The sequence below is a fragment of the Candidatus Omnitrophota bacterium genome (genome assembly GCA_030688425.1).
Taxonomy (GTDB): Bacteria; Omnitrophota; Gorgyraeia; order Zapsychrales; family JANLHA01; genus JAUYIB01.
Map to the genome: position 1 here is coordinate 1 of JAUYIB010000026.1, position 2019 is coordinate 2019.

Genomic DNA, 2019 nt, shown 5'->3' on the forward strand with positions numbered 1-2019 from the left:
TTCCTACTGCCAAGATCCCAAACTGGCCGAACCGGATCCTCACTGGTACAGCGGAGACCAATTTAATGTTAATTTGCTTAACAATAGTCCGGTCAGAGACAAAGGAATCATCTTGACCGGCGTGTCGAATCTTGATTATAATGGATTTAATAGAGGTTCAGTTTGGGATTTCGGGGCATTGGAATTTGGCTCTGTTCCGACTTCCGGAGTCCTTCAAGTTTGCGGCAATGGCACTGTCGAAGGGGCCGAGTTGTGTGATGACGGCAACCTGGTTAATGGAGACGGTTGCAGCAGTATTTGCCTCACAGAGCTTGGTGTTGTCAACGGTGTCTGCGGTTCCAGCAACAACAGCTGCAGTGCCGGGACCTTGAATGATACGGTTGATACCACGACCAATTATTTGTGGAACTGTGTGGGGTCGAACGGCGGGGTGACGGATTCCTGCAGTTTAGCGAAGCCGGTTGTTGTTGATGGTGTCTGCGGGACGACGAACAACAGCTGTCCCGCCGGGACGTTGAGCGACACGGCGGATACTTCGGCCGATTATTTGTGGAGTTGCGTAGGGTCGAACGGCGGGGTGACGGCATCCTGCAGTCTGGCGAAGTCGGTCCCTGTTGACGGCGCCTGCGGGACGACGAACAACAGCTGTACCGCAGGGACGTTGAGCGACACGGCGGACACCAGGACCAATTATTTGTGGAATTGTGCAGGCTTAAGCGGCGGAGCTACGGCGTTCTGTTCATTGCCCCTTTCCATTTGCGGGAACGGGGTTAAAGAAGGAACGGAAATTTGCGATGATGGCAACCTGATCAATAACGACGGTTGCAACAGTCTTTGCAAAAAAGAATACTGCGGAAATGGCGTTGTTGAGGGACCCGAGCAGTGCGATGACGGCAATTGGATTAACGGGGATGGTTGCAGCGCGCTGTGTAAGCTCGAGGGTTTTATCTGCGGGAACGGCATCAAAGAAGGCGCCGAGATTTGCGATGACGGCAACCTGATTAACAACGATGGTTGCAACAGTCTTTGCAAAAAGGAATACTGTGGAAATGGCGTTGTTGAGGGACCCGAGCAGTGCGATGACGGCAACTGGATTAACGGGGATGGTTGCAGCGCGCTGTGTAAGTCCGAGGGTTTTGTATGCGGGAACGGCATCAAAGAAGGCGCCGAGATTTGCGACGACGGCAACCTGATCAATAACGACGGCTGCAACAGTCTTTGCAAAAAGGAATACTGCGGTAACGGGATCGTCGAAGGTAAGGAACAGTGCGACGACGGCAACTGGCTCAATAGGGATGGTTGCAGCGCGCTGTGTAAGCTCGAGGGCCCTGGCTGCGGCAACGGCGTGCTTGAGGGGACTGAGCAATGCGATGACGGGAATCTCCTGAGCGGTGACGGTTGTAGCAGTTTTTGCGTAAAGGAAGCCCCGGTTTGCGGGAACGGCAAACTTGAGGGGGCCGAGCAATGCGATGACGGGAACCTCCTGAGTGGTGACGGTTGTAGCAGCGCGTGCACGCCAGAGCTTGTGCAGGTGTGCGGGAACGGGATCAAGGAAGGTTTCGAGATTTGCGACGACGGCAACCTGATCAATAACGACGGCTGCAACAGTCTTTGCAAAAAGGAATACTGCGGTAACGGGATCGTCGAAGGTAAGGAACAGTGCGACGACGGGAATTGGAAAAACAGGGACGGCTGCAGCGCTGTCTGTAAAAAAGAGAGAGGTAAATGAATTGTTCCAGAATTAGGGGTTTCTCCTCGGTCATTGGCTTTATCGCTTTTATTTTCTTCGCAGATTCGGCCTGGAGCGCGACCTATTATGTCCGCCCCGATGGCGGGACCGCAACCCAGTGCACAGGACTTGCGGACGCCCCCTATCCCGGCACAGGCACAGGCAAAGCTTGCGCCTTCTCCCATCCATTCTGGGCCCACGCGCCCTCAAAGCATCCTACCAAATTGAAAGGCGGCGACACTCTCATTATTGACGGTTCGAATAAGGCACAATATATGATGGGTTATGGT

At 53.8% G+C, this 2019-nt stretch carries 2 protein-coding genes and 1 pseudogene; all 3 read left to right on the forward strand.

Annotated elements, in window-relative coordinates; translation table 11 throughout:
* Window positions 1-121 precede the first annotated feature (121 nt).
* Window positions 122-304, forward strand: a pseudogene (locus Q8Q08_10445) (DUF4215 domain-containing protein).
* A 63-nt stretch (window positions 305-367) separates the two neighbouring features.
* The gene (locus tag Q8Q08_10450; GenBank protein ID MDP2654435.1) at window positions 368-1729 is read left to right on the forward strand and encodes a DUF4215 domain-containing protein; all 1362 of its coding nucleotides are present in this window, start codon (window positions 368-370) and stop codon (window positions 1727-1729) included.
* Window positions 1726-2019, forward strand: a 294-nt coding sequence (locus Q8Q08_10455; GenBank protein MDP2654436.1) for a hypothetical protein, incomplete at its 3' end; no start/stop codon positions are given. The genes Q8Q08_10450 and Q8Q08_10455, both read left to right, overlap by 4 nt.